Raw genomic sequence first — 23,561 nt, 5'->3', positions numbered from 1 at the left:
TTTAATCTAAGCATCTGGAGAACATTATGAAGACATTAGGTAAGTCCCAGCGCGGTATAACCCTCATATCGTTGATTATGATATTGGGGTTTATCGGCTTTGTCGCCCTGCTGATCTTGAAAATAGGGCCGATTTATATGGATCACACCAAGGTATCGGGGGCTTTGGATAAGCTTAAGGAAGTGCCGGGGATTGAAAATCAGAGCGATTTTCAAATCCGTGATGGCTTGCGTAAGCAATTTGGTGTGAACTATGTTTATGATGTCAAGCCAGAAGATGTCCAAATCACTAAGAGCGGCGGTTATCTTAAGGTGACGATTGAATACGAGGTCGTCAAACCGATTATGGGCAATTTAAGTGTGTTAGTCGAATTTAACGATTCGTTCGAGGTCGGTGGCTAGTGGTAAGAAAGCCGGAGCTATTGAGTAAAAAACTGGGGCTGACGTTTAGTGACCCTCAGTTATTTGCCTTGGCGTTGACGCACCGCAGTGCGAGTGCAAAAAATAACGAGCGGCTAGAGTTTTTGGGCGATGCCATTTTAGGCTTTGTCATCGCGCAAAAATTATATGACCGTTTTCCTGAGGCCAGCGAAGGCACCTTAAGCCGTTTGCGGGCGAGTTTGGTCAACGAGTCGTCTTTGGCGGCCTTGGCGCGGCAGCATCAGTTAGGCGATTATCTGGTGTTGGGTTCGGGGGAATTAAAGAGCGGTGGGTTCCGGCGTGATTCGATTTTATCGGATGCTATGGAAGCGGTCATGGGTGCGCTATTTAAAGATCAGGGTATTGTCGCTTGCCAGCAATGGATAGAGCAGTTGTTTGCCGAAAAATTGGCTGGACTGTCAACCCTAAGCGGCCAAAAAGACCCTAAAACCCAATTGCAGGAGCTGATGCAGGCCCGCAAGCTAGAGTTGCCCGAATATACCTTAATCAGTATGTCCGGTCTGTCGCATGAGCAAACCTTTAGTGTCAAATGCACCATCCCTATTCTTAGCGACACGACCGTCGGTGCGGGGATTACCCGCAAAAAAGCCGAGCAGGCCGCCGCTGAGAAAATGCTTGAACTATTACATAAGGTTAATCAATGAAGTGTGGTTATGTTGCCCTAATCGGGCGGCCCAATGTCGGCAAATCAACGCTGATGAATCATTTGCTGAAACAAAAAATCAGCATTACCTCGCGCAAGCCGCAAACGACGCGCCACAGCATTGTGGGGATCAATACCACCGAAGCGGGGCAGGCGATCTATGTCGATACCCCAGGGATGCACGATAACCAAAAGCGGGCGTTGAACCGGCATTTGAACCGCACTGCCGAAACCACCTTGTTGGGTGTGGATGTGATTGTTTGGTTGCTGGACGGGCTGTTCTGGCACGACTATGACGAAGTGATTTTTAAAAAGCTGGAACAGGCCGGCTTGCCGGTGATTCTGGCGGTCAATAAGGTCGATAAACTGGCCGAAAAAGACGCAATTCTGGCGTTTTTTGCCGAGGCACAGCAACGTTTTCCTTTTGCGCATCTGGTGCCGATTTCGGCCTTAAAGAAAACGAATCTGGCGGTACTTGATGGCCTGATTATGGAGATGTTGCCGGAGCGGGATTGGATTTATCCTGAAGACCAAGTCACCGACCGTCCTGAACGTTTCTTGGTGGCGGAAATTATCCGGGAAAAACTGACCCGGCGCTTAGGGGCGGAATTGCCTTATGTGATGACCGTGGAAATAGAGCGTTATGAAGAGCATCCTGATATCAACAAAATTTACGCGATTATTTGGGTAGAAAAAGCCTCGCAAAAAAATATCGTCATCGGTAAAGACGGCGATATGCTGAAAAATGTCGGCACAGATGCCCGGCATGATATTGAGCGGCTGCTTGACCAAAAAGTGTATTTGCAGCTTTGGGTCAAGGTGAAATCCGGCTGGTCTGATAGCGAACGGGCTTTGCAAAGCCTGGGCTTTAATGACGGCTAATGCGGATATTCTCCAGCCTGCGTTTGTCCTGCACTGCCAACACTACCGCGAAACTAGCCTTATCCTCCAAGTCCTGACCCGCGATGCGGGCAGGGTGGCGTTATTGGCAAAGGGGGTAAGAAAAGCCCGCTCCAAAACCGCCGCCTTGCTCCAACCTTTTTTGCCTTTACAACTCAGCTACCAAGGCAAGGCAGAGCTAAAAAACCTTACCCATGTCGAGAGCTTGCCGCCCTTTGGGGTTCTGCAAGGTTTGCCGTTGTATTGCGGCTTTTATGCCAACGAACTGCTGGGGCGTTTTTTGCATCCTTACGATCCGCACCCCGAAGTCTTTAGCGCTTATCAGCAATGTCTGGTGCGTTTGGCGACGGGTGGCGATATGCACATTGCTTTGCGTTTGTTTGAGCTGGAACTGCTTGAACATAGCGGCTACGGTTTGGATTTTGCTTATACGGCTGGTAGCGGCCTGGCTATCGAAGCGGACCAGCGTTATGTGTTCCAAGCGGGTAGGGGGCTGGTTGCCGATCCGCTCGGGCCAATTTCTGGGGCAACTTTACAAGCTTTGGAGGTGCGTGATTTTAGCCAAGCGCAGGTGGTGGCAGAGGCTAAGTTATTAATGCGCATAGTGATTGACAGCTATTTGCAGGGACGGCCTTTAAAAAGCCGCGCTGTTATCCAGCAAATTATTAACGGCCCTTGAGTGGATGGGGTCTTTTGTTAATAACCTACTGCTTTACTATGAAATTAATTAGGACTAAAATAGTCCTAATGAAAAAAGGCGGACTATGATAAAGCTGAGTAAGTTAACTGATTATGCGACGGTGATCTTAAGTGTGCTGGCGAAAGACTATGGCCGTACCGTCACGGCGATGGAAATGGCTGCTCTGACAGGCATCGCCTTACCGACGGTCAGCAAAATCCTGAAGACCTTAGTCAATGCCAAGGTGCTGGTGTCGACGCGCGGTGCGAAAGGCGGTTATACCTTGGCGCGTGATCCGCATTATATTTCGGTGGCCGCTATTATCAGTGCCTTAGAAGGGCCAATAGCCCTGACCGAGTGCAGTATTTCTAAGCAGGCTTGTGGGCAAGCTTCCGGTTGCGGTATCCGCGCCAATTGGCATCTTATCAACCAAACCGTCCACAATGCCTTGGAATCGGTGACTTTAGCCGATTTGGTCAGGCCGCTGGCTGTGCCGGAAGAGGTATACATTCCGGTCGCCAGTTTGTACCAAAGTTTATAGGGCAGGAAGCCGCCCCGGCGTTCCCTGTATTTTACCTCCATATAACGTAGAATTTTTATGTCAGTCACTAGCGAAGAAATCAATAATCTGATTAACCAAGATTACAAACAAGGGTTTGTTACGGAGTTAGAAACCGATACTTTTCCGCCTGGCTTGACTGAAGAAGTCATCCATAAGCTGTCTAAGGTCAAAAACGAGCCGGAGTTTATGCTCGAATACCGCCTGAAAGCCTTTCGGCACTGGCAGACTATGACTTCGCCGGAATGGGCGTTCGTCAAATTTGACCCGATTGATTATCAGGCCATCAGCTATTATTCCGCCCCCAAACGCAAAGACAGCGGCCCGAAAAGCCTTGATGAAATTGACCCGCAAGTGTTGGAGGCCTATAAAAAATTGGGTATTCCGCTGGATGAGCAAGAGCGGCTGGCGGGGATTGCCGTTGATGCGGTGTTTGACAGTGTCTCCGTGGCCACCACCTTTAAGGGCAAGCTGAAAGAAGCCGGGGTGATTTTCTGCCCGATTTCCGAAGCCCTGCGTGACTACCCTGAGCTGGTTAAAGAATATCTGGGTTCGGTCGTGCCGCCTAGTGACAATTATTTTGCCGCGCTCAACGCCGCCGTGTTTACTGATGGTTCGTTTGTGTACATCCCCAAAGGTGTGCGCTGCCCAATGGAATTGTCCACTTATTTCCGTATCAACGCCGCCAATACCGGACAGTTTGAGCGCACCTTGATTATTGCCGATGAAGGGGCTTATGTGTCCTATTTGGAAGGTTGCCATCCGGCAGGCGAACAGGTATTGACACCGCAAGGTTGGCAAGCGATTGAAACCTTGCGGGCGGGGGATACGGTGTATGACCACGCCGGGCAAGCGCAACGGGTCAATGCGTTAATGGTCAGGCATTATTGTGGTGACATGATTACCGTGCGTCCGGTCTCGCGGCACAATAGCTTCCGTTTGACTACAGAACATCCGGTCTTGGCGATCAAACGGCAGGACGTGCAGGTCAAACGCGCGTCCAGAAACCCGCATTGGCTCCCCGAAGTGTCCACGCAAAAATTATTGGAAGCAGAGCCTGCTTGGCTGGCGGCCAAGGAATTGGCGGCGGGTGATTTTATTTTTGTTTCCAAACTGGCACATCAACTGGAATCGCCGTTTACCGATGCCGAAGTCGAATTATTAGGCTATTACTTGGCCGAAGGCAGTTCCTATTACAATACCGCGAACAAGCAATATACTAACCAGCTATCGTTTGGCTTGCATGAAACGGCTTTAGTGCAACACGTCAAAGCCTTGACCGAAAAGGTGACAGGCCGCCCCGTCTATCTGACCGAACAGGCCGACCGCAATGGCGCAAGCCTAGCCTTTTATTCCCAACATTACCATGATTGGTTTATCGGCCATTGTGGCAAGGGCGCGTGCAACAAAACGTTAAGCGCAGCACTGATGGCATTGCCGACCGCGCAAATAAAAATTCTCTTGGATGCCTACTTGCTAGGCGATGGCAACCGTTGCGAACGCGGCAATTCGCGCATGGTGCGGTTTTGCACGGCCTCGCAAACATTGGCGCAACAAGTGCAAATGTTGCTGAACACGGTAGGGATTTTTGCTTGGATACAAACCCGTCCGGGCGGGGCCGTTAAGTTCTCTAACCAGTCTGACCGTATCATCAACCGCCAGCCACTTTACCATGTCGGTTATGCCGAAGATAAATCCTGGGATATGGTGCGTGAAACGGAAGATTATTTTATTGTCCCCATCCGTGAAGTCAGCTACGAACCGTTTGAGGATTTGGTTTTTAATATCGAAGTTGCCAACAGCCATAGTTATTTGGTCAAAGGCGTTGCCGTGCATAATTGCACTGCCCCGATGCGTGATGAAAATCAATTACATGCGGCGGTGGTCGAACTGATTGCCATGAAGGATGCGACCATTAAATACTCGACCGTGCAGAACTGGTATCCCGGCGATAAGAACGGTTTGGGCGGCATTTATAATTTTGTCACCAAACGCGCCGATTGCCGTGGCGACAATGCCAAGGTGTCATGGACGCAAGTGGAAACCGGTTCGGCCATCACTTGGAAATACCCCAGCGTGGTATTGACGGGTGACAATTCTGTGGGCGAGTTTTACTCGGTCGCCGTCACCAACAACTACCAACAAGCCGATACTGGCACCAAAATGATCCATATCGGCAAGAACACCCGTAGCACTATAGTGTCTAAAGGCATATCGGCGGGTAAGGCGCAAAACACTTATCGCGGCTTGGTCAAGGTCTTAAAAAGCGCGGAGAATGCGCGTAACTATACCCAGTGCGATTCTCTGCTGGTCGGCGACCAATGCGGGGCGCATACTTTCCCGTATATTGAAGTCAAACAGCCGTCGGCACAGGTTGAACATGAAGCGACTACCTCTAAGATTAGTGAAGACCAGTTATTTTTCTGCCAACAGCGCGGGCTGTCTGCCGAAGATGCCGTGTCGATGATCGTCAACGGCTTTTGCAAGGAAGTGTTTAAGGAATTGCCGATGGAATTTGCTGTGGAGGCGCAGGCTTTATTGGGGTTGAGCTTGGAAGGCTCGGTGGGCTAGTGGGCAAGTATGATAAGATTTTGCAGAAAATCATTAACGAAAGCAGCGATCGGGTCAGCGATTATGTCCTGCCCCTAACCGCCGCCGAAAAGAAACAACAAGCCCAAGAAGCGGCGTTAAAAGCCAAATAAGAACGCGAAGAAGCGGCGTGGCGGGAAAAAGAACAGCGCGAAGAAGCCGCCCGTTACGAGCGCGAACGCCTCCAACGCGAAGCCCGCGAAAACACTCGCCGCCTCTGCGAAGCGCAAAAAAGACGTGTTATGCAACCTGTGAAGACTTCGGTAGCGGAAGTAAAAATTGGAATTTATGCCGATTTGAATGCTATAACATCGACTGCGATTAATCGGGGTAGGCAAACTATAAAGCCGTTTGCCCATCCTACCAGATAATGCTTATCCATAACTAAGTTCGTAATTAAAGGAAATCCAAAATGCCTACTATCGACTTACTGGCTTTGCCGCCAATAGCCCAACAAGAACTACTCGATTTCTATCAATTTCTAATCGAAAAAAATAAAACGGCTGAGAAACCCAAAGCAAACAAATTGGATTTTAAAACCTTTCTGCTTAACTCGCCTAAGTGTGAAGAATTGGAAATAGAATTTGAACGGCAGCGGGATTATCCAAGGGATATAGCGTTTTGAAATATTTACTGGATACCTGCACCATTTCTGAATTCACCAAACCGCAAGGAAATAGCGGTGTGATCAGATGGTTAGAAAAAACCGATTCTGACGATTTATATTTAAGCGTTATCACAATTGGCGAAGTGAAAAAAGGCATTAACAAACTACCCGCCTCCAAGAAAAAACAAGATTTGTTATTTTGGCTGGAAACATTACTTGAAGATTATCAAAGCCGGATTTTACCCGTGGATTTAGCCGTCATGGAAAATTAGAGTTTGCTTGTCGCCAATGCCGAGAAAAAAAGCCAACCGATTGCTTCCATGGATAGCATCATCGGTGCAGTTGCGTACACGCATCATCTAACTTTAGTGACACGCAACGAACGTGATTTTTATGCGTGCACTATTCCTATGATTAACCCGTGGCAATTGTGACGCAGCCGAAAAAAACATTACCCAAACCAGCAAAAACGGAAACCCAATGCTCAGTATTAAAGACCTAACCGTCAACGTCAACGATAAGAAAATCCTCAAAGGCATTAACCTTGAGATTAAGGCGGGGGAGATCCACGCCATTATGGGGCCTAACGGTTCCGGCAAAAGCACTTTGTCGCATATTTTGTCGGGCAAATCCGGTTATGAAGTCACGGGCGGCTCGGCGACCTATCAGGGCAAGGATTTATTGGCGATGCCGCCGGAAATCCGGGCGCGGGAAGGGGTGTTTTTGGCCTTCCAGTATCCGGTGGAAATTCCGGGGGTCAGCAATGTGTATTTGCTGAAAGCGGCCCTGAATGCCGTGCGCAAGTATAACGGCCAGGATGAAGTGGATGCGATGGATTTTTTGACCTTGGTCAAGGGTAAAATCAAAGCCTTGGAAATGGACGAGAAATTCTTGTACCGTGCCGTTAACGAAGGCTTTTCGGGTGGTGAAAAGAAACGTAATGAAATCCTGCAAATGGCGATTTTGGAGCCGAAGCTGTGCATACTGGATGAAACCGATTCCGGTCTGGACATCGACGCGCTGAAAGTGGTTGCCGACGGGGTTAATTCTTTACGCTCGCCAGACCGTGCGTTTATTATGGTCACGCATTACCAACGCCTGTTGGATTACATCAAGCCTGATTTTGTCCATGTCTTAGCACATGGGCAGATTATCAAGTCCGGCGGCCCTGAATTGGCGTTGGAATTGGAAGAAAAAGGTTATGGTTGGCTTGAAGATGGTCAGGTAGCGGCATGAATACGGCATTGAACCCTTATATGGCCGCGTATCCGGCGTTGGCGGCGGCACTGCCTGGGCAAGCGTTGGCGTGGCTGCAAGACATTAGGGCGGACGCGCTGGCGCGTTTTTCTAGCCACGGTTTCCCTTCGGCGCGTGAAGAAGATTGGCGTTATACCAATTTGGCCGCATTGGCGAAACAAACGTTTGCGCCCGTGGTCGCGGCGGTAGAGCCAATCATTGATACTGAGTGGTTAAAGCCATACCAATTGGCGGACGCTTGGTCTTTGGTGTTGGTGGACGGGCATTTTTGCGCGGCCTTGTCGCGTACTGACGGCTTGCCCGAATCGGTGCAGGTGTTGGGCATGGCGGACGCTTTGCAAACCCATGACGGACAGGTCGCGGCCTATTTCGGTAAGGCGGTGGACAGTGCCGAACACGGTTTTATTGCGTTTACTAATGCGTGGTTTACTGATGGGGTTTTTGTCGATATTCCTGCCCAACTGGTGTTAGATAAGCCTATCCAATGCCTGCATATCGTCACCCAAGCAGGCGCGGTGGCGGCAACCCGCAATCTGCTGGTGCTAGGGGCCAATGCGTCGGCGCAATGGCTGGAAACCTTTGTCGGTGCTGAGGTGGCGTATTTGTCGGCGGCGGTAACGGAGGCGTTTGTCGGCCAGAATGCCAGCCTAACCGCCTATAAGGTGCAGTGCGAGTCGGCACAGGCTTATCATTTTGGTGGCTTATATGTCCAACAAGCGCGGGATGCGCGGTTTAATCAGCATAATTTTGCGTTTGGCGGTTTGCTGGCGCGTTCGGATATCCGTACCGACTTGGGGCAGGGATCGGAATGTGAGCTTAACGGCCTGTACTTAGGTGTCAAACGCCAGCATATTGATAACCATACCCGCATTAACCATACCCAGCCCCATGCCAGCAGCCGCCAATTGTATAAAGGTGTGCTGGATGGCCGCGCCAGGGGCGTGTTCCAGGGGCGTGTGGTGGTGGCGGAACAGGCGCAAAAAACCGATTCGGATATGAATAACAGCAATCTGCTGTTATCGCCAGATGCAGAAGTGGATACGAAGCCGCAATTGGAAATCTATGCCGATGATGTCAAATGCGGCCATGGTGTGACCATTGGGCAGTTGGATGAAAAATCGGTGTTTTATCTGCAATCGCGCTGTATTGATGAAGAAACGGCAAGAAATATGCTGACTTTTGCGTTTGCTAATGAAATGGTGGATAAGGTTAAAGTTAAAGGCTTACATGATTTGCTCTTGGCGCAAGTGTTAGCCCGCTTTCCGCAACAAGGCATTGAACAGGGCTGGCTATAAAATAGCGGCAATGGGGATGCCAAGCTCCGGCAATTGCAGTAAAGCCACTGTGTCACCCCGGTACAGGGTGCTTTTTTCCTTATAGGTTTCGCCGAAAGGCTTGCGGTAGACTTCTAGGCACATATCGTTAAGGTTGACCAGCCAGTATTCAGGGATACCGTGCAAGGCGTAGAGGCGCAGTTTCTGGTTTTGGTCGAACTTTAACGAGGTATCGGCGACTTCGATCAGCAACAGCACATCTTCGGCAGTGGGGTGGCGGGATGAATAATAGTCGGCATGGGGCTTTAAGAGCATAAAATCCGGTTCCGGCTCGGACAGGTCGCCGAGTTGGAGTGGGTCTTGAACACTGCTGATTAAGTGTTCGGGCATTAAGCGCGTGAATAACTTATTGATATTTTTTAAGTGGCCCGCATGGTTAAAGCCTATCGGTGCCATATCAAAAATTTCTCCGTTGATCAGTTCTACGCGGCTGTCCGGCGGAAAAATGGCGGCCTCGCCTAATCTGCGCCATTCGGTCAGGTTGGTCAGGTGCTTAGTCGGATGAACGGTAGCCATAAGTGCAATCAAAACCAATTAAAATCAATAGTAAATATAATGTGTTGCCAGTCAATTTGCAACCGTCAGAAACTTTAACAGACAAACTATGACAAATTTCCCCGTAGCAGACATCCGTGCCGATTTTCCGATTTTAGCGGAAAAAATCCGTAATAAGCCCTTGGTCTATCTCGATAATGCCGCCAGTTGCCAAAAACCCAATGCCGTCATTGACAGCATCAGCCACTTATACCGCCATGATTACGCCAATATCCATCGCGGCGTACATACCTTAAGCGTGCGCTCAACCGACAAATTTGAAGCGGCGCGGGAAAAAGTGCGGGCGTTCATCAACGCGGCTAGCCATAAAGAGATTATTTTTGTCCGGGGCGCGACCGAAGCGGTCAATTTGATTGCCCAAACCTTCGGCAGGGCTAATATTAAGGCAGGGGATGAGATTGTCATCACCGCTATGGAGCATCATTCCAATATCGTACCTTGGCAAATGCTGTGCGAACAAACGGGTGCGGTGTTGAGGGTCGCGCCGATGAATGTTCAGGGCGAGTTGATTTATGAGGCATTTGAAGCCTTGTTAAACGACAAAACCCGCTTGGTGGCCGTCGTCCACATGTCCAATGCTTTAGGCACGATCAATCCGGTGCAAAACATCATCGCCGCCGCCCATGCCAAGGGTATCCCGGTCATGTTGGATGGCGCCCAAGCGATCCCGCATCTCGCCGTTGACGTGCAAGCGTTGGATTGTGATTTTTATGTGTTCTCAGGCCATAAGCTTTATGGGCCGTCCGGCATCGGCGTGTTATACGGCAAGCAAGCGTTGTTGGAAGCCATGCCCCCTTATCAAGGCGGCGGCGATATGATTAAAACGGTTTCTTTTGAAAAAAGCACTTACGCCGGATTGCCGCACAAATTTGAAGCCGGTACGCCCAATATTGCCGATGTGGTCGGCTTAGGCGCGGCTATCGACTATCTGAACGGCATCGGTATGGCCGCCATTGCCGACTACGAGGCCGAGTTGCTGGCCTACGCCACCGAACAGGCTCAGCAGATCAATGGCTTGCGGATTATCGGCGAGGCGGCGGAAAAAGGCGCGATTTTGTCGTTTGTCTTGGATAGGATTCATCCCCATGACATCGGCACAATGCTGGACAGTTTAGGTATTGCCATTAGGGCAGGGCATCATTGCGCCATGCCGGTGATGGACTTTTATCAGATTCCTGCCACCGCACGGGCTTCGTTTGCCATGTATAATACTAAAGAAGAGATTGATGTGCTGATGGCGGGGATTAAGGGCTTGATTGAGGCGTTTGGGTGATAGGTAACTTAAACAACCTTTTTTTATCAATCGGCCTCTATCTGTGTTCATGATATTTTGGCTTTCAATTGTGATAAAAAGATAAAGCCATAGACGAAGTGACCTTAAGCTTACGCGAAGTTATTGCTTTGCATTTATAAAGATGAGGATTTACCCAATGTTTGACACACAAATACATTTTCAAGATGAAGTCGCCAAGCAGATTCAAGCAAATCTACAAGGATATGACGAAACAGTCGAACAGTTTATCCAGCAAGCGGTGGCTCACGAATTACAACGGCGAAAACCTAAGGATCTAAAAGCTTTTTTTGATGCTTTACAGCCTTTAGAGAGTTTTGCAGATATTGATGCTGTGGCTTATGTTGATGAAATCCGTAGCACGAGCCGATATTGACTGGATACGGATACTTGTTGCGCAAACAAGAAACGGCTGTTAAAACGTTATTTAAGTCTTACAGCAACAAGATTGCTGAATTTGTGGACAAACAACGTGAAGCATTATCCAATGCAAAATAGTAAACTAATAAAGGAATCCGATGTTTGAAGACCTACGCGACCTCTACCAAGAGGTCATATTTGACCATAACCGTAACCCGCGCAATTTTCGGGTTATAGACAATGCTGACCGTAAAGTGGAAGGCTTTAATCCCTTATGCGGCGACCGTTTGACGCTATATTTGAAAATGGCGGGCGACACCATACAAGATGCCAGTTTTCAGGGTTCCGGTTGCGCAATTTCCACAGCCTCGGTGTCGTTGATGACGGAAATCATTAAAGGCAAGACCGAAGCGGAAGCGGAGGCTTTGTTTAAAACCTTCCATGAAATGACCACAGGCAAAACCGAAGACATCCAATTGGAAGCGGTGGGTAAGTTGGCGGTGTTGGCGGGGGTGCGTGAGTATCCGGCGCGGGTGAAGTGTGCGACTTTGGCGTGGCATACGCTGGATGCTGCTTTGAAAAATGAAACTCAGGCCATTTCTACGGAATAAAGGCGTTTAGGTTTTTATCTTGCCCGTTGTTGCGGGCAAGATACCCACGCTCCAATATTGCTTCCCATTCTTTAGCTATTCGGGTCTTTATGCCCAAATAGTAGCCGACACTTGGCCGCTCTACTCAAACCATGACCACACCCCATCCTTATACCGGAAAACTCGCCGTGCTTTACGAAAACCACGGCGATCCGCTGCCCTTTGCGCAACTGGCCGAACAGCTTGCCGTGCCGCTACGGACGACAGAAGCCGCTGATTTTTCCCAACACGAAGCCTTTTTTTTAAGCTGGCGCGACGGTTGCCTAAAACTGCTCGACCATGAGCTGTTGAAAAAAGGCGGCATGACGGTTGATATTGAGCCGCGCCAAGGTGAGCAGCGGTCTTGGCCGGCCCCGAAAGACGGAGCGTTGGCTAAGGCTCTAGGGCGCAAAACCAAAACCGTCGTTGATGCGACCACAGGCTGGGGGCAAGATAGCCTGCATATTTTCCGCATGGGTTACGAACTGTTGTGTATAGAACGCTCGCCGCTGATGGCGGCTTTGTTGGCGGATGGGTTGCAGCGGCTGGCGCAAGCGGATTGGATGCAGCGTTTGCAACTTCAGCCGCCGCGCTTGTTAGTAGGTAATGCTATCGACGTGTTAGCGGCACTGCCGGAACTGCCGGACTGCATATATCTTGACCCGATGTTTCCGCCTAAGCGTAAAAAATCCGCCTTGGCGAAAAAATCTATGATGGTGTTGCGGGATTTGTTAGGCGATGATGAAGACAAAGACGCGTTGTTCGCCGCCGCTATGCAGGCCACAGGTAAGCGGGTGGTGGTCAAATGCCCTGATTACGCCGAGCCGTTAGGCGGCGTTAAGCCGAATGACAGCTTTCACGGTAAGCTATTACGTTATGATGTGTTTTTAAAATAAGGGGTGAAGTAAATGTCGGATTGGGTGGATGTGATTGCCGAGCGGGCGGTGGCGGACGGCGAGCATATCGCGGTAGATGTCGATGGCACAGCGGTTGCGGTGTTTAAGATTGACGGCGTGTGTTATGCGATTGAAGATGTCTGCACCCATGACGGGGCGGAAATTGCCAGCGGTTGTTTGGAAGGTGACGAGATAGTCTGCCCACGGCATGGGGCGCGGTTTTGTGTCAAGACGGGCGCGGTCAAATCCGCGCCTGCTTATGAAGATGTCGCCTCTTTTCCGGTACGCATTACCAACGGTGTGGTACAGGTTAGGGATGACCGTTGGGATTAGGCGGGTGAGGGGTAGGCATCAATAAAGCACCAACCCCCATTGACCGTTTACAAACTGCCGTTTGCTTTCAGATAAGTCAGCAATTCCCGCAAGGCTTCCGGTTTATTGACCGGTGTCGGGTCGCCGATTTGGTCGCTGCTGTTGACACCGTGGCAAGAAGGGCAAGTGCGGATTTCACCTGGCTGCATGGAGAGCCAGTTACGTTCCCTGACCACAAACTTGCCTTGGGAATCGGTCAATTGCCAAGACAGGGCGCGGCGGGTCGGCAATAACATGGCGACCGAACCGTCGGCGGCAACTTTTACACTGCCTTTAGGGGCGCCCGCCGCTTCTGGGATATTGGCGGTAACGCTGTGCAGCGGTTGCGCCAAAACGCGGCGGCCAGGTTTTGGGGTTGATGAGCAGCAACCTGTCAAGCCGCGCAACTGGTCGGCTTGAAAGACTTGAAAATGCGCCACTTCATAAACTTTGCCTTTGGGTGTCACGGTTTGCGTGGCAGAACCCGCCACCGCCAGATTAAACGGTTGTTGTTTGTCGCTGTGGTCACGCGTGGTGACATTGCGCATGATCGCCAACGCTAGCCCCTTGCTTTGCAGGTATTGGCGCAAACTGGCTTCGCTTACCCCTTCTTCCTGTAAAACTTGCTGTTCGGGCGTGTCCAAAGTCGGCAATAATTTGGTCGGCTTGGTGGTGGCTTTGACTTCAACCGGTTGCAGTTCCCATAGTTCGTTAGTGTAATGGAATAAAGAATCCGGGCCGTAGTAAGTGATATTTTTGCTGATGCCGCTGGTTAACGGCTGGTCTGCCGTCCAAGTGCCGTTCGGCAATTGTTTTAAGGTACGCAAACGGAACGCATAACGCGCTTGCGGGTAGGTGTCCGAATAGTTAGGGGTGGTGGTGCCTTCGTTCCGGTCTTGGCGGGTTTCAAAGGTATGCGCTGCAATTAGCGTGCCGTTGGCTAAGATGTTGGGGTCACGGTAATGGCCGGAGTTTTCTGGCGGCGGTGTCGCGCCGTCGGCGACGATTGAGGCAGTGCTTTTGTCGGTGAGGTAATCAATTGTCATTTGATCGGCATTATGGCCGGGTGCGACATTGGTCAAACGCACAATCTGCCCAGCGGCATGGGTGCCGAATTCTGGCGCGTTGATACCGATAAAGTAATTCGGGTTAGTCGGGTCTTGGCTGATTTGGAAAAAATTGCTGATTTTGTTCGGGTTGGAATTATTGGTCAAATACGTCAAAACAGGGTCGTCGGTAAACACCGCATCGACATAAGAGCCGCCCAGTTCATGCCGCCCGATATGGTTGACCAGTTCCAAGTCGGTGCCGTCTTCATGCACTTGCCAAGGGAAGAAATGGTTAAAGCTGTGGCCATGCAGATTAGTGCCCGCCAGCGAAATGGTGTCAAAGGTCAGCGGCTCAGGAAACACTTCTTGGCGGCTGTTAAGGATTTTCGCATTGGCGGCCTCGCTGGAATAGTTAAACGTGCCGTAGTTGTCCGTGCCGTTGCGGTCACCAGCGGCTTGTTGGTCTTGTTGCAAATGATCCCATCGGGTAAACGTCACCCGCCCGAAACTGTCGATAAAGGGGTCAAAATCGCCCGATGGCGAATGGGTCAGCATAGTTTGCTTACCATTGCTGGGGTTCAGGCTCCATAACCCCGTGTTAGAAGGGGCTTCTTCATACTCGTCCAATTGCGGATATAACTGCGCCTGCCCACCACGCGGTTGGTCGGAGACAAAAATAATCCGTCCGTCAGTACCGTAAGTTGGATTGACGTTGTTGTAATTGCTCGGTTGCCCTGGCACTTTGGTGATGACGGGGATCTCATTTTTACCCAAGCCGGTGATTTCATACAATTGCCAGCGGTAAGACACGACTTGATAATGCTTGGGCGCACCGATGACCATACTGAAAATGATTTTTTTGCCGTTCCAATGTACTGCCGGGTCACGCACTTGGATAGCTTGGTCGCCTTGTAAGCCCGTTTGTCCATAGCCTGCGGCGGCGGTTAGGTTTTTTAGCGTACCATTAGGATAGCGTATCCATAAATCACCGCCGCGTCCTGAAATGTCAATACTGGCTTGATGGTTGCAAAAAGCCGCATTGATGGTGCAAAAATCCATCGGTATCGGCACTTGTGTGACAAAGACAATAGGGTTTGGGGTGGTGACGGTGGCTTGGGCAGAAAAAGCTAAGGGGGCTAGCAGCGCCACACTTAGGGTGGTCAGTTTATTATTCATGGGGCGTTCTCGTGTCTGGGTAGCGGTGAATGATCGTATGGACAGATTAAACCACCCGCCGACTATAAAATCTGTGTTATTGGTACATAGGCATTGTGACTTATGCACATTTGCCTGCCCATAGAGTGCACGGGCCTTTGGGCTTGATAGCTATACTCTGAGGCAGGTAGGGTGCTATTCGCCATTGCCCCCGTGATGGCAGATGATGGCCACTGTCACAGGGTGGTGTTGCGGCGGCTGGCCTATTTTTATCCTGATGGTAACGGCTTTTTTAAGCCATTAATACGGAAAAACCAGTATCTCCCGCGCTCTTACGGCTTTACGCTTTTACCAATCTGGCAATCGTCAAGCGACCCCTGTAGAATGGGATAGGATATACCATTAGATATAATTGTGGCTTAATCTATACTGTATACATTCTAAAACATTAGGAAAAGGCTATTACGATGCTTGAAAACGTACCCTTGTTTGAATCGCTGTCGCCCGAAGACCGTTCCGAATTGGAGCTAGGCATACATACGCAATATTTTACCCGTGGCGCTATCTTAGTCGGTCAAGGCGAGGCTTCTAATAATCTGCTTTATATCGTCTTGTCGGGCAAGCTGAAAGTGTTTATGAGCAATGACGAAGGCCGCGAGGTATTGCTCGATTATCTTCAAGAAGGCGATACCTTTGGTGAGTTGTCGTTGTTTGACGACGAACCGCGCTCTGCCACGGTAATGACTGTGGAAGATTGCCGGATAGGTTTGTTCCCCCGCGCCTATCTGTTTACCTGTCTGCAAAATAATCCCAATATCGCCATTGAATTGCTGAAAACCGTTATCAAACGGATGCGCAACACCACCGAGCAGGTCAGTAGCTTGGCGTTGTTGGATATTTACGGACGGATTGCCAAAGTGTTGACCAATATGGCGAAACCTCAGGATGATGGGCGTTTGGTGACGGATAACCTCACCCATCAGGAACTGTCGACCATGGTCGGCTGTTCGCGCGAAATGGTTACCCGTATCCTGAACGACTTAAAGCGCGGCGGCTATGTGGGCATTGATAATCACCGTATCGAGATTAAAAACCGCCTGCCCTTGCGCTGGTAGTGTGCGTGGCGATTTCTGACAAACAAAAACAACTGCTCCAGTTGCTTGCCGATGGTGAGTTCCACTCCGGCACCGAGCTGGCGCGACAATTGGGGGTCAGCCGTTCGGCGGTGTGGAAGCAAGTGGCGGGCTTGGCGGACTTAGGTTTGCACCATGCCGCTGTTACGGGCAAGGGGTATCGGCTGGAAAAGCCGCTGGAGCTACTGGCGGCACAGGCGATTATCAACGGCCTTGACCCCGCTGTTCTGCCCTTACTGGCACAGTTGGAATTGCATGACCAAATCGACTCCACGAATGTGTATTTAAGCCAACAGGCGCAAAGCCATGCCCCTTCGGGTACGGTGTGTTTTGCTGAGCATCAGACCGCTGGCAAGGGTCGTCGTGGTCGGCAATGGGTGTCGCCGTTCGGCAGTAATCTGTATTTGTCGGTGCTTTGGCGTTTCCAGCTAGGCTATGCCAGTACCGCTGGCTTAAGCTTGGCGATAGGCGTTGCCGTTATCCGTGCCTTACGCCAGCAGCAACTGCATCCCGTCGGGTTAAAATGGCCTAATGACATTATGAGCGCGGGCAAAAAGCTCGGCGGCATTTTGATTGAAGTGTCGGGGGAGAGCGACGGCCCGTGCGCCGTGGTGATAGGCTTAGGCATTAATTTGTTTGTACCGGACAGCGCCGCCCAAGGCATTAACCAAGCGTGGACGGATGCCAGTAAGGTTAACCCTGCTATAAGCCTAAGCCGTAACCAATTAGCCGCCAGTTTGCTTAACCAATTGTTGGCGGTATTGGCGGATTTTGAGCAAGTCGGCATTAAAGCATATCTGGACGAATGGCGCAGTTATGATTGTCTGCAAGGCCAGCCCGCCACCTTATTTATCGCCGACCAACCTTATCCCGGCATCGTGCAGGGCGTGGACGACAGCGGCTTATTGCTGTTACAACACCCGGACGGCAGAACCCAGGCGTTTGCCTCCGGCGAAGTCAGTTTTAGCCGCACCCCGCTATGAATTTATTGGTTGATATGGGCAATAGCCGCCTGAAATGGGCGGTGGCGGACGCGGCGGGGCAATTACTGGCCAAAGGGGCGGTTGCGAACGGGCAACTGGCTGATGCGGCTTTGCGCCAATGCTGGCAGGGTTTGGGGCCGTTCCGGCGCATCGGCATTGCCTGCGTCAGTGCCGGGCCTTTGTTGGCCTTGGTGCAGGCGGTCGCCGCCGCCTTATGGCCTGACGCGCCGTGTGTGCAAATCCGCTCGCAACGCCAGGCGTTTGGTGTGAGTAACGCCTATCAAGAACCGGAAAAACTCGGCGTAGACCGTTGGCTGGCCTTAATCGCCGCCCACCGCCATTATCCGGCGGCGGCGTGTGTGGTCGATTGCGGCACGGCGATTACCGTCGATTTGCTGGAGGCTAATGGCGAGCATCGGGGCGGCTATATCAGCCCTGGCCTAATGCTGATGAAACAGGCCTTAGCCCAAGGCACGAATGCTTTGCCGTTCAGTGCCGCCGCGTATTCGGGGCAACCCGGCCAATCGACCGAGGCGGCGATTTATGGCGGCACTTTATTGGCGGCGCGGGGCTTGATCGAACATGTTTTAGCGACCCGCGCCGCACCCAGCCAATTGTTGTTGACGGGCGGCGATGCGGCCATTATTGCCGAGCATCTGCCCATTCCGGCGGTGATAGACCCGGATTTGGTCTTGCGCGGTTTGGCGATAGCCTTGGCGGCTTGGGAATGAAAGCCTTTTTTTTGGCGGTTGTTGTGCTTAACTTGGCGGTGTTTCTGTGGGAATACCGCTCTGGCGCGTTTGCCGCGCCGGAAGCGGCAGTGCCGGAGAATTTGGAGGCGATTGTGTTGGTGGGGGAATCGCCAGTATCTGACGGTTCTGCTGATAAAAAATAATGGCCTGTTTTGGATGCCGAATGGGTTTAAAATCTATGAAAAAGTAGCCTTACCTATCCTTCCATAAACGCTTATGTTCATCCTCCACAGTTCCAACAAAACCGAAAACCTAGTGGCGCATTTGTCGGCTGTTATCGCCAATGCGCCGCTGGCCTCGCCGTTTGCCCAAGAAGTGTTCTTAATCCAAAGCCAAGGCATGGAGCGGTGGTTGTCTCAGCAGTTGGCGGCGGAGTTTTCGGTGTGGGGCAATTATAATTTTTTGTTTCCGGGTAAGTTTTTTAGTTCTTTGGCGCAGCGGATTGATAGCCGCTTAAGTGACGCGGCGTTTGACCGGCATTTGATGATGTGGCGTTTGGAAGGCTTGTTGCGGCGTGTCCAAGGCCCGGCGTTTGCGCCGATTAAGCAATATCTGGTTGGGGCTAACCACGGCCTTAAGCGCTACCAACTGGCGCAGCAGTTGTCGCAGTTGTTCGACCAATACCAGATGATGCGCCCCGATATGCTGAAATTATGGCAGCGCGGGCAATTGCTGTACGGCACGGATACCGAACGTTGGCAACAAGCCCTGTGGTTGCAGGTGTTGGAGCAGACCGGCCGCCGCCATCGCGGGGCTTTGTGGTTGGCGGCGATTGGCAAGTTAATGGACTCCCCCGAAGGGGCGTTCAGTGCGGTGATGCCTGAGCGGGTTTGTGTGTTCGGCCTGAACACCATGCCGCCGCTGTTTTTAAAGTATTTGCACGGCTTATCCCGGCATTGCCAAGTGCATTTTTTCTTGCTCAACCCCTCGGAAGCGTTTTGGGCGGATTTGGGCAGCAAACGCCAACAGGTGCTGCTCGACGCGGCGCAGGGGCATCCGCTTTTGGCGACCTTAGGCCAGCAGGGGCGTGAGTTTCAGGATATGATGTTAGGGCAGGACATCCGTTTTGAATTGGAATTGGACAGTTTTGAGGCTGTGCTGGCCACTAGCCTGTTACAGCATGTCCAAAATGACATTTTAGACAATAGCCTTGAAGGCGAGGGCGGGGTCGCCCAAGATTTTCACGGCGATAGGTCTATCCGTATCCATTCGTGCCATTCGCGGTTGCGGGAAGTGGAGGTGCTGAAAAATGAGTTGCTGCACAGCCTAGCGGCTGACCCTAGCTTGGAGTTGCGCGATATTGTCGTCATGGCTCCCGATATTCAGAAATACGAGCCGTTTATCGCCGCCGTGTTTGCCGACATCCAACATGCGGTGGCTGACCGGAGTTTACGCTTAAGCAATGACGCGCTGGAGGCGTTCATCACGTTTTTAAGCTTGAGCCAAAGCCGCTTTGGCTGGCAAGCCGTGGTGAACTTGTTGGAGCAGGCGGTGGTGTATCCGGGCTTTGGTTTGTCGGAAACCGATTTGGAATTAGTCAAGTATTGGGTACAGGATACCCATATCCGCTGGGGCAAATCTGCCCGACATAAGCAGGAATTGGGCTTGCCGACGTTGAACGAGCATACTTGGCAAGCGGCTTTGGACAGGCTGTTAATGGGCTATGCAGTCGGTGATGACAACGGTTTTATTGAAGACGTGTTGCCGTATCGGGATATTGAAGGCTCTTCCGCCCAGGCTTTGGGTGGATTATGCGAGTTTATGAACGTGCTGTTCCGCGCCAGCCAAGAACTGAAGCGTCCGAAGACCTTGATGGCATGGAGCAGCCGCCTGAATTATTATGCCGACCAATTGTTACAGGCCGCCGAGCCGCTGGAGCGCCAACAGCTTAACGAGTTGCTGATCGAATTGTCCGAGGGCATGGAAGGGGTGCATAGCGATGCCGTGGATTTGCAGGTGATTATCTGTTGGCTGGAAGGGGCGGTGGCGGAGCGCAAATCCAGTAACGGCTTTTTACGCGGGCAACTGACGTTTTGCTCCATGTTGCCGATGCGCTCGATTCCGTTTAAGGTCATTGCTTTGTTGGGGATGAACGAGGGCGAGTTTCCCAAAATCGACCATCCGCCGACATTTGACCTGTTAAGCCGCCATTACCGCCAAGGCGACCGCTCGCGCCGCGCCGATGACCGTTACCAATTTTTGGAAATCCTCTTATCCACCCGCCAGCAAGTGCTGATCACTTATATCGGCCAATCGATCAACAGCAATGACAGCATCCCGCCTTCGGTGGTGGTGAATGAATTATTGGAAGTTCTGCAAGACAGCTACCCGTCCGCCGCAGTCGTGGTCAAGCATCCCTTACAGCCCTTCAGTGCGCGGTATTTTAGCGGCGACTCGCCCTTGTTCAGTTTCTCACGGGTGGATTGCGCCACCGCGCAACAACTCGCCGACAGACCGCCCCAGCCGGACACTTTGCCGTGGTGGCAGGGTGAAATTGCCGCCGCCCCGATAACCGTCTTGGAAATTAATGAGCTATTCCGCTTCTTCCGGCATCCGCAACGCTATTTTATGCAGCAGCAACTGGACATCCGTTTAAGGGGGATGAGCGCGGACGACGATGAGCGCGAGCCGTTTGCCTTAGGCAAAGCCGAGGCCTACACGATTTATCAGGAATGGCTAGCCGTCCGCTTAAGCGGCGGGCAGGTTTCGGCGCAAAAACTCCAAGCCCAAGGTCGCTGGCTGGCCGGGGCGGTCGGCGAGTTGGAGTTTAACCGTCAGCAGCAAGTGATGGATGATTTTGTCGAGAAAATCCATGCCAAAAATGTCGGTATGGCGATTGATGATTTGCCTGTGGATATACAGGTCGGCAACTACCGACTCATCGGCAAGCTGGGTAATCTGTACGAAAATGCCAGCTTGTTTTACCGTTATGCCGACTTGAAAGGCAAGGATTTCGTCTGCGCTTGGCTGCACCATTTGCTGATGAACCAGATCCAGCCGCAAGTGACCTATATACTGAGCAGCGATAGCGACTTGTGTCTGTTGCCGGAACATTGCCAAGATGGCGCTTTGTTGGCGTTGTTGGATTGTTACCAGTTAGGTCAGCAACAGCCGGATGCGTTTTTTGTCGAGGCCGCTTTTGCTTATATTCAACAGGCTTATAAGCTCAAACACGGTAGCCGCGCCAGCAAGCCCGCCTTAGATGCTGCTCTGGAGCAATTAGAACGCGCCATCGCCCAGCCTTATGAGCCGGAACTGCGGCGGCTGTATGGGCAGGCCGATGTCAGCTTGTTATTGGCGGAGCGGTTTGAGAGGCAATGCGAGGAATTGTTGTTGCCGGTTTGGGAGGCGATTATGCGCCCCGACGTTCGGTAAGCAACCAAAATTTGCTGTTGTGGCAACCGCAAGAGGCTGGACGGAATGCCCACGGCTTATTGGTGATCGTGGCAGGATGCCTTTCTATACTTCAAACGGCCAAGTTTTCGGTTTTTTGGTAGGGTACGCTGTACCCTTAGGGGCATAATGCGTACCTTTAAAAAACCATCATAAAATCAGTGCAAAAGGTACGCATTATGCCCCTAAGGGTACAGCGTACCCTACGGTGAATTGTAAAAGCCGAAAACTTGGCCGTTCACAGTATATATTCAAAGCCGTTAAATTCAATTTGTTTGAAAACCGTAGTTGCTTGTAAAAGGAAGGATTGCCATAAACGGTCTAAGAGGTGGCTTATCAGGCTATTATCTAATAAGGCGTAGAAGGTTAATGCCGTCGGCGCATATTCATAAGCGGCGCAACAAGCTATAATCTGCCTTTATTTCCCGATTCAGCGGGTAATTGATAACACTGGCCTACGCTTGGGTAAGTATCAGGCAGGTGCGGCCATCCCACAACTCTTAACATAAGGCGGCAATATGCAAGCAAATATCGGTTTAATCGGTTTGGCGGTCATGGGACAAAATTTAGTGCTTAATATGAACGATCATGGCTTTAAAGTCGCCGTTTTTAACCGCACGACCAGTACCGTGGATGAGTTTTTGGCAGGCCCTGCGAAGGGTACGCAAGTGGTGGGGGCGCATTCGCTGGAGGAATTTGTCGGTCTGCTCCAGTCGCCACGCATTGTCATGCTGATGGTGAAGGCGGGCGAGGTGGTTGACCAATACATCGACAAGCTGATTCCTTTGCTGGCACCTGGCGATATTATTGTCGATGGCGGCAATTCCCTTTTTACCGACACGAACCGCCGTACCCAATACCTGCAAGAGCATAGCATTAATTATATCGGCACCGGGGTATCGGGCGGTGAAGAAGGGGCGCGTCATGGCCCGTCTATTATGCCGGGCGGCAATAAGGCAGCATGGCCGACGGTTAAGCCAATTTTCCAAGCCATCAGTGCACAAGTGGACGGGCAGCCTTGTTGCGAATGGGTTGGCGATAACGGTGCGGGGCATTACGTTAAGATGGTGCACAACGGCATTGAATACGGCGATATGCAGTTAATTTGCGAAGCCTATCAATTATTATCGGAAGGTTTAGGGCTAGGGGCTGACCAACTGCATGAAATTTTCACGGAATGGAACCAAGGTGAGTTAAGTTCGTATCTGATCGAAATCACTGCCGCGATTTTTGCTTATAAAGATACGGACGGGCAGGCGTTGGTTGATAAAATCCTCGATACCGCCGGGCAAAAAGGCACGGGTAAATGGACGGGTATTAATGCGTTGGATTTGGGCATTCCGTTAACCTTGATTGGCGAATCGGTGTTTGCGCGGTGTTTGTCGGCGCAAAAGGACGAGCGCGTCAAAGCGGCGAAAATCTTGCCTAAAGCGACCAAAACAACCTTAACGGGCGACCAACAGGATCTGGTCGATGCGATCCGTGATGCGTTATATGCCGCTAAAATCATTTCTTATGCGCAGGGTTTCCGCTTGATGCGCGAGGCCTCAAAAGAGTACGGTTTGTCGCTAAATTATGGCGAAATTGCCCTAATGTGGCGCGGCGGCTGTATCATCCGTAGCCAATTTTTGAACAATATCAAGCAGGCTTATACGGCCAACCCGGAGTTGGAAAACTTATTGCTTGCTGATTTCTTTGTCGAGGCGATAAAAAAATCCGATGCGGGCTGGCGGAAGGCGGTCATTTTAGGGATTGAGTCAGGTATCCCCACGCCTGCATTTGCTTCGGCATTGGCCTATTACGATGGCTACCGCACCGAACGCCTGCCTGCCAATTTGTTGCAGGCACAGCGTGATTATTTCGGGGCGCACACTTATGAGCGTACCGATAAACCGCGCGGCGAGTTTTTCCATACCGACTGGACAGGGCAGGGCGGTAAGGTTGCGTCGTCGACTTATACGGTCTAGTCCCTTCGTTTGGATGTGTTCTTTCTAACTTAATTGGGA

The 23,561-nt window shown here is 51.2% G+C and carries 23 protein-coding genes and 3 pseudogenes; 24 read left to right on the top strand and 2 right to left on the bottom strand.

All coding sequences use genetic code 11. The features are described from left to right. Nucleotides 1–26 precede the first annotated feature (26 nt). From CEK71_RS00290 to sufD, 13 genes and pseudogenes are all read left to right on the top strand, one after another. Nucleotides 27–401 (top strand): DUF4845 domain-containing protein, encoded by a 375-nt coding sequence (locus CEK71_RS00290; RefSeq protein WP_088617508.1) that lies wholly within the window; start codon nt 27–29, stop codon nt 399–401. Continuing rightward, a complete protein-coding gene (gene rnc, locus CEK71_RS00285) occupies nt 401–1,084 on the top strand; it encodes a ribonuclease III (RefSeq protein WP_088617507.1) in 684 nt (227 codons plus the stop codon). The genes CEK71_RS00290 and rnc overlap by 1 nt, the downstream gene beginning before the upstream one ends. After that, nucleotides 1,081–1,965: a GTPase Era gene (gene era, locus CEK71_RS00280; RefSeq protein WP_088617506.1), complete on the top strand. Its 885-nt coding sequence runs from the start codon at nt 1,081–1,083 to the stop codon at nt 1,963–1,965. Before rnc ends, era begins: the two co-directional genes overlap by 4 nt. Further along, complete coding sequence (gene recO, locus CEK71_RS00275) at nt 1,955–2,662, top strand: DNA repair protein RecO (protein WP_088617505.1); 708 nt, start codon at nt 1,955–1,957, stop codon at nt 2,660–2,662. Before era ends, recO begins: the two co-directional genes overlap by 11 nt. A gap of 85 nt (nt 2,663–2,747) precedes the next feature. After that, nucleotides 2,748–3,203, top strand: coding sequence for an SUF system Fe-S cluster assembly regulator (locus CEK71_RS00270; RefSeq protein WP_088617504.1), 456 nt, complete (start codon nt 2,748–2,750; stop codon nt 3,201–3,203). Between the two features lie 57 nt (nt 3,204–3,260). After that, nucleotides 3,261–3,980, top strand: a pseudogene (locus CEK71_RS24050) (Fe-S cluster assembly protein SufB); the annotation flags it as partial. 114 nt (nt 3,981–4,094) lie between these two features. Continuing rightward, nucleotides 4,095–4,868: pseudogene (locus tag CEK71_RS24045) on the top strand (LAGLIDADG family homing endonuclease); the annotation flags it as partial. 183 nt (nt 4,869–5,051) lie between these two features. Beyond that, a pseudogene (locus tag CEK71_RS24040) lies at nt 5,052–5,792 on the top strand (SufD family Fe-S cluster assembly protein); the annotation flags it as partial. Beyond that, nucleotides 5,792–5,923, top strand: a complete 132-nt coding sequence (locus CEK71_RS23840; RefSeq protein WP_269766597.1) for a hypothetical protein — start codon at nt 5,792–5,794, stop codon at nt 5,921–5,923. The pseudogene CEK71_RS24040 and the gene CEK71_RS23840, both read left to right, overlap by 1 nt. Nucleotides 5,924–6,222: 299 nt before the next feature. Beyond that, entirely contained in the window at nt 6,223–6,435 is a 213-nt protein-coding gene (locus tag CEK71_RS00255) for a hypothetical protein (RefSeq protein ID WP_088617503.1), read from the top strand. After that, nucleotides 6,432–6,689, top strand: coding sequence for a PIN domain-containing protein (locus CEK71_RS00250; RefSeq protein ID WP_088617502.1), 258 nt, complete (start codon nt 6,432–6,434; stop codon nt 6,687–6,689). Before CEK71_RS00255 ends, CEK71_RS00250 begins: the two co-directional genes overlap by 4 nt. A 208-nt stretch (nt 6,690–6,897) precedes the next feature. Next, complete coding sequence (gene sufC, locus CEK71_RS00245; protein ID WP_088617501.1) at nt 6,898–7,653, top strand: Fe-S cluster assembly ATPase SufC; 756 nt, start codon at nt 6,898–6,900, stop codon at nt 7,651–7,653. Next, on the top strand, nt 7,650–8,969 hold the full coding sequence (gene sufD, locus CEK71_RS00240) for a Fe-S cluster assembly protein SufD (protein WP_088617500.1): 1,320 nt from the start codon (nt 7,650–7,652) through the stop codon (nt 8,967–8,969). Before sufC ends, sufD begins: the two co-directional genes overlap by 4 nt. On the opposite strand, the gene CEK71_RS00235 is transcribed toward sufD, so the two are convergent. Then, nucleotides 8,964–9,524 (bottom strand): Uma2 family endonuclease, encoded by a 561-nt coding sequence (locus CEK71_RS00235; protein ID WP_088621441.1) that lies wholly within the window; start codon nt 9,522–9,524, stop codon nt 8,964–8,966. The two genes, sufD and CEK71_RS00235, sit on opposite strands and share 6 nt — an antisense overlap. A gap of 88 nt (nt 9,525–9,612) precedes the next feature. Between CEK71_RS00235 and CEK71_RS00230 the strand changes: the two genes are divergently transcribed. From CEK71_RS00230 to CEK71_RS00210, 5 genes are all read left to right on the top strand, one after another. Further along, nucleotides 9,613–10,836 (top strand): cysteine desulfurase, encoded by a 1,224-nt coding sequence (locus tag CEK71_RS00230; protein ID WP_088617499.1) that lies wholly within the window; start codon nt 9,613–9,615, stop codon nt 10,834–10,836. A gap of 157 nt (nt 10,837–10,993) precedes the next feature. Continuing rightward, the gene (locus CEK71_RS00225; RefSeq protein ID WP_088617498.1) at nt 10,994–11,230 is read left to right on the top strand and encodes a hypothetical protein; all 237 of its coding nucleotides are present in this window, start codon (nt 10,994–10,996) and stop codon (nt 11,228–11,230) included. A 142-nt stretch (nt 11,231–11,372) separates the two neighbouring features. Next, complete coding sequence (sufU, locus tag CEK71_RS00220; RefSeq protein ID WP_088617497.1) at nt 11,373–11,825, top strand: Fe-S cluster assembly sulfur transfer protein SufU; 453 nt, start codon at nt 11,373–11,375, stop codon at nt 11,823–11,825. Nucleotides 11,826–11,956: 131 nt separating this feature from the next. Continuing rightward, the gene (locus CEK71_RS00215; protein WP_088617496.1) at nt 11,957–12,739 is read left to right on the top strand and encodes a class I SAM-dependent methyltransferase; all 783 of its coding nucleotides are present in this window, start codon (nt 11,957–11,959) and stop codon (nt 12,737–12,739) included. Between the two features lie 12 nt (nt 12,740–12,751). Next, the gene (locus CEK71_RS00210; RefSeq protein ID WP_088617495.1) at nt 12,752–13,072 is read left to right on the top strand and encodes a non-heme iron oxygenase ferredoxin subunit; all 321 of its coding nucleotides are present in this window, start codon (nt 12,752–12,754) and stop codon (nt 13,070–13,072) included. Nucleotides 13,073–13,119: 47 nt separating this feature from the next. Here CEK71_RS00210 and CEK71_RS00205 read toward each other — a convergent pair whose 3' ends face one another. Continuing rightward, nucleotides 13,120–15,315 carry an HzsA-related protein gene (locus tag CEK71_RS00205; RefSeq protein ID WP_088617494.1) on the bottom strand — a complete coding sequence of 732 codons (2,196 nt, stop codon included), beginning with the start codon at nt 15,313–15,315 and terminating at the stop codon, nt 13,120–13,122. Between the two features lie 446 nt (nt 15,316–15,761). Between CEK71_RS00205 and CEK71_RS00200 the strand changes: the two genes are divergently transcribed. The 6 genes from CEK71_RS00200 (at nt 15,762) to gnd (ending at nt 23,522) form a co-directional block, all read left to right on the top strand. Next, a complete protein-coding gene (locus tag CEK71_RS00200) occupies nt 15,762–16,409 on the top strand; it encodes a Crp/Fnr family transcriptional regulator (protein ID WP_088617493.1) in 648 nt (215 codons plus the stop codon). A gap of 5 nt (nt 16,410–16,414) precedes the next feature. Beyond that, nucleotides 16,415–17,410, top strand: a complete 996-nt coding sequence (gene birA, locus CEK71_RS00195; protein ID WP_088621440.1) for a bifunctional biotin--[acetyl-CoA-carboxylase] ligase/biotin operon repressor BirA — start codon at nt 16,415–16,417, stop codon at nt 17,408–17,410. Then, on the top strand, nt 17,407–18,141 hold the full coding sequence (locus CEK71_RS00190) for a type III pantothenate kinase (RefSeq protein WP_088617492.1): 735 nt from the start codon (nt 17,407–17,409) through the stop codon (nt 18,139–18,141). The genes birA and CEK71_RS00190 overlap by 4 nt, the downstream gene beginning before the upstream one ends. After that, entirely contained in the window at nt 18,138–18,305 is a 168-nt protein-coding gene (locus tag CEK71_RS22330) for a hypothetical protein (RefSeq protein WP_157678883.1), read from the top strand. Before CEK71_RS00190 ends, CEK71_RS22330 begins: the two co-directional genes overlap by 4 nt. Nucleotides 18,306–18,378: 73 nt before the next feature. Beyond that, nucleotides 18,379–21,537 (top strand): exodeoxyribonuclease V subunit gamma, encoded by a 3,159-nt coding sequence (gene recC / locus CEK71_RS00185; RefSeq protein WP_088617491.1) that lies wholly within the window; start codon nt 18,379–18,381, stop codon nt 21,535–21,537. 536 nt (nt 21,538–22,073) lie between these two features. Further along, nucleotides 22,074–23,522 (top strand): decarboxylating NADP(+)-dependent phosphogluconate dehydrogenase, encoded by a 1,449-nt coding sequence (gene gnd / locus CEK71_RS00180; RefSeq protein WP_088617490.1) that lies wholly within the window; start codon nt 22,074–22,076, stop codon nt 23,520–23,522. The last annotated feature ends 39 nt before the right edge of the window (nt 23,523–23,561 follow it).

The organism is Methylovulum psychrotolerans, assembly GCF_002209385.1.
GTDB classification, from domain to species: domain Bacteria; phylum Pseudomonadota; class Gammaproteobacteria; order Methylococcales; family Methylomonadaceae; genus Methylovulum; species Methylovulum psychrotolerans.
The sequence above is the reverse complement of the archived record's forward strand: the minus strand, read 5'-3'. Positions and strand labels throughout refer to the sequence as shown.